This is a genomic window from Streptomyces sp. NPDC055078 (assembly GCF_053607985.1).
This window is the reverse complement of record NZ_JBSGUP010000684.1, coordinates 1-4,273: the sequence shown is the minus strand read 5'-3', so window position 1 is coordinate 4,273 and position 4,273 is coordinate 1. Positions and strand designations below refer to the sequence as shown.

General features: G+C 69.2%; 3 protein-coding genes. 2 read left to right on the top strand and 1 reads right to left on the bottom strand.

Annotated elements, in window-relative coordinates; all coding sequences use genetic code 11:
* Nucleotides 1-51: 51 nt before the first annotated feature.
* On the bottom strand, nucleotides 52-1,509 hold the full coding sequence (locus tag ACWF94_RS34750) for an MFS transporter (protein ID WP_453497947.1): 1,458 nt from the start codon (nucleotides 1,507-1,509) through the stop codon (nucleotides 52-54).
* Between the two features lie 249 nt (nucleotides 1,510-1,758).
* Here ACWF94_RS34750 and ACWF94_RS34745 point away from each other — a divergent pair, with 249 nt between their 5' ends.
* Both ACWF94_RS34745 and ACWF94_RS34740 read left to right on the top strand, forming a co-directional pair.
* Nucleotides 1,759-2,457 carry a TetR/AcrR family transcriptional regulator gene (locus ACWF94_RS34745; RefSeq protein WP_453497944.1) on the top strand — a complete coding sequence of 233 codons (699 nt, stop codon included), beginning with the start codon at nucleotides 1,759-1,761 and terminating at the stop codon, nucleotides 2,455-2,457.
* Between the two features lie 378 nt (nucleotides 2,458-2,835).
* Entirely contained in the window at nucleotides 2,836-4,212 is a 1,377-nt protein-coding gene (locus ACWF94_RS34740) for a serine hydrolase domain-containing protein (RefSeq protein WP_453497941.1), read from the top strand.
* The last annotated feature ends 61 nt before the right edge of the window (nucleotides 4,213-4,273 follow it).

The following is a 4,273-nucleotide window of genomic DNA, read 5'->3' as shown; positions in this document are numbered from 1 at the left end:
GACCCCGTCCGGCACCCGCACTCGCACCCGCACCCGCACCCGCGCCGGGGGTCACACCTCGGCGGGGACGGCCGGGGCGGGGGTGGCCGTCCGGTGGGGGAGGGTGGCGCTGAGCACGGTGGCGAGGGCGGCGACGGCCAGGGCGATCCAGAAGGCCGTGGTGATCGAGGACCAGGTGGGCAGGGGGGTGCCGGGGAAGACATCGCCGGCGAGTACGGTTCCGGCGACCTGGCTGCCGAGGGTGCCGCCGAGGCCCTTGACGACGAAGACGAAACCGCTGAGGCTCGCGACGCGTTCGGCGGGGACGGAGGCGATCAGGATGTTCATGGCCTGGGTGAAACCGATGCCGATGCCGATGCCGGCGAGGGCCGAACACAGGGCGAGCATCCAGGGTCCGGGGTGGCCGAACAGGACGAGAGCCGAGGAGGCCCCGATGGGAACGCACGCGGCCACCAGGATCGTCCGTGCGTCGGCGTACTTCTCCAGGCGCCCGGTCACGATGGACATGACCCCGGCGGCGAAGCCGAGGGGGGCGAGTACGTAGCCGGCGACCGTCGTGGTCGAGGCGAGTCCGTAGCCGGTCGGGTCGGGTGCGGCCACGATGATCGGTACGGCGATGGACGCTGTGCTGGTGGCCCAGCCGATGGCGGCTACCACGGCACAGGCGGTCATGACCGTACGGCCGCCGATCCGCAGGTCAACCAGCGGGTACTCGGCGCGCAGTTCGACGGCGACGAATACCGCGAGCAGGAGAAGGGACGGGACCGAAAGGGCGAGGAAGCGTCCGGACGTCCAGCCCCAGGAGATGACCTGCGTGAGGGCGATGAGCAGCCCGGCCAGTCCGGCGGTGAGCAGTGCGGCTCCCAGCCAGTCGATGGCGGCGCGTGAGTCCCCCTTCGTGCCCGCCGGTTCCCCGGCCGAGGGCAGGCTCGGCAGGATGCGCAGTGCGGCCAGCCACAGGAGGGTCAGGACGCCGAGCGGCAGCCAGTAGAGCCAGCGGTAGGAGAGGGCCTCGACGATGGGGCCGGACACCAGGACGCCGACGACGCCGCCGATCGATGAGGTACTCAGGATGAGTCCGGTGCTGTTCTTGAGCCGGTCTGCCGGCTGGGTCTCCCGCAGGATGCCCAGAACCAGGGGGAAGAGTGCGAGTCCGATGCCCTGGAGGACCTGGCCGAGGGCCAGGGCGAGGATCGTGGTCGCCGTGGCCGACATGACCGTTCCGGCGAGGACGACTGCCAGGACCGCGAGGTACAGCTTCCGCTTGTCGTGAAGGTCGGCGAGCCGGCCGATCAGCGGGGTGGCCACGGAGCCGGAGAGCAGCAGTCCGGTGAACACCCAGGTGATCGACGCGGGCGAGGCGCCGACGCCGTTCTGGATGTCCACCAGTGCGGGCGAGAGCATGCCTTCGAGCATCGTGAGGACAAGCACGGAACCGCTGGTCACGACCGTGATCGCGGTTGCCGAACGCTGATCGGTGGGTGCGGTGGGCGGGGCGGGTGTCGCCATGAGAGACCTCCAGCGAGGTGAAAAGCGTGGGGTGATGGCTGAAGCGTCGGCCATGGCGCTCTCGGTGACTTCGTAGAAAAACAACAAACGATGTGACGTAGTCCTGCCATCTCGACGAAGCATCGGGACTGATCACCACTTGGGCCTTCTTATCCCTGGCTACCAGGTGCAAATCACGTAGGATACGATGTGGACTACGGAGAAGGTGAGTGGGGTGTGAGAATCTCCCGCCTTTTGTAGGATGCGCACATGGTCGCCAAGAGAACGACGAGCGCGAAACGGCGTACGCCGAGAGGGACTCTCAGCCTGGAGAAGATCCTCGCCGCTGCCGAGGAGGTGCTCGGCAGGGACGGTCTCGACGGAGTCACGATGCGATCCGTCGCGGCCGAGCTGGGTGCCGACGCGATGTCCCTGTACCGCCATGTCCGATCGAAGGAAGATCTGCTGCTGGCGCTCTGCGACCGGCTGGTGGGGGCGCTTCCACTGCCGGTGCCTCCCGGCGAGACCGCGACGCCGGTCGAGGTGATCAAGGAGGCGCTGCGGGCGGACTACGAACTGCTGCTGCGGTACCCCGGGCTGCATCTGCTCGACACCGGCAATGCCCCGATGCCCGGTGGGCTGCGTCGTAACGAGCGCTGCTACGCGATCGCGCTCGACGCCGGACTGGGCATCCGGGACGCGGTCGGGATGTTCGCGGCGCTCCACCGGTTCCTGGTGGGCTGCGCGGCCCTGCACCCCGGCCGCCGGGGCTGGGACAACAACCCGGTGTACTGGTCGCAGGTCCGCTCCGGGGTGGACGGAGAACCTGGCGACTATCCCGTACTCCGGCGCGTCATCGCCGCCATGAGCGAGTCAATGCAGACCCAGGAGCAGATCTTCGAGGAGGGCATCGCCGTCCTGCTGAAGCCGCTGGAGGAGGTGCAGTCCTCGTCCGGTTCGGGGTCCTAGTAGTCCGGTTCCGGTTCCGGGTTTTCGTCCGGTTCAGGTACCGGCTCCGGGTCCTCGTCCGGGGACGCGTCCGCCGCGACGCCCCGTAGGGAGACGCCGGAGAAGGGCTGATCCGGCCGGGCTGATCCGCAGAGCTGATCCGACAGAGGACCGTCCGTCCGTACGGGCGGTCCTCTGTCGGCGCCTTCCGGCAGACATCCTCCGGCAGGCGCCGCCCCCGCCCGGCCCCGGCGGCTTGTGCGCCAGACCCAAGCGCGTCCTCCGGATTTGTGCGGCACCACCGACCCGGATCGAAGTCTACTTCGTAGACTACCGAATAGCGCGAGTTGCGCGCGAACCGTCGTACCAGCCGCAACCAGTCGTACAAGGAGACCGCCTATGACTATCGACAGGCAGGCCATCGCACGCGTGGCGCAGAACGCCGCGACCGAACTGGGGATCGTCGGCGCGCAGGTCGCCGTCGCCGTCGGTGACGACATCGAAGAGATCGCCGTCGGAGTGGAGAACTTCGCCACCGGACGGGCCGTCACCGCTGACACGCTGTTCCAGATCGGCTCCACGACGAAGGTGTTCACCGCCGCCCTGGTGATGCAGCTCGTCGATGAGGGGAAGGTCGACATCGACGAGCCGGTGGCGAAGTATCTGCCCGGTTTCCGGCTCGGTGACGAGTACGCCACCCAGAATGTGACGCCCCGGCATCTGCTGTCGATGTCCAGCGGTATCGACAACGGTCCGTACACGGACACCGGCCGGGGCGACGACTGCGTACGGACCACGGTCGACTTGGTCGCCGAGGTGCCGGTCGTCGCCCGGCCGGGCGAGGGGTTCGGCTACAGCAACGCCTCCACCAATGTCTCCGGCCTCATCGTCGAGACACTCACCGGGACCACCTGGGACACCGCCCTGCGCGAGCGGCTGCTCGGCCCGGCGGGGCTGCCGCACTCCGCCAGCCTTCCGGAGGAGCAGATCTTCCACCCCGTCGCCGTCGGCCACCTCAACACCGAGGACGGCGTACGCCACGCGGAACCCTGGATCTTCGCCCGGGGCGCCGGGCCGGCCGGCTCGTCCCTCGCCTGTTCCGCCGGAGATCTCGTCCGGTTCGGGCAGCTCTTCCTGCGGGGCGGACTCGCCGCCGACGGCACCCGCGTGCTGTCGGCGGCATCCGTCGCCGCGATGCAGACCCGGCAGGTCGACGTGCCCGCGAAGCTGTTCGCGGACGGCTGGTGCCTCGGCCCGTACACCAAGACCTGGGACGGTGTGTCAGTCTACGGGCACTCCGGTACCACCCCGTGCGGCTCGTCGACGCTGGTGTGGGTGCCGATCCATCAACTGGCCGTCGCGGTCACGGTCAATGTGGCCAACCGCGGCTACCATTTCGCCGACCGGGTCTTCGGTCATGTGTTCGAGGAGATCCTCGGGATCGCCAAGCCCGAGCGGCCGACGGCGGCGGCTGAGGTCTGGGTCGACCCGGCACCCTATCTCGGTGTGTACGAGTCCCACGACGTGCGCTACGACGTGACCACCGAGGACGGCAGGCTGTTCGTGACCCTGTCGCCGAACGCGCCGGTCGAGCTGCCCGGCGTGGACCTCGAACCGCTCACATCCGAGCTGTATCCGCTGGGCGACCACCGGTTCCTGCCCGCCGACGACGCCGTGGGGAGCGACCACCTCTGGGACGTCGCCTTCTACCTCGGCGACGACGGCAGAGCGGTGCGGTTCCTGAACGGCGCGTTCCCCGCACGGCGGACCGGCTGAGCGCGCGGACCGGCTGAGCACCCCGAAGGCCCGGTGTGCCGGGAGCTTTCGCTCCCGGCAC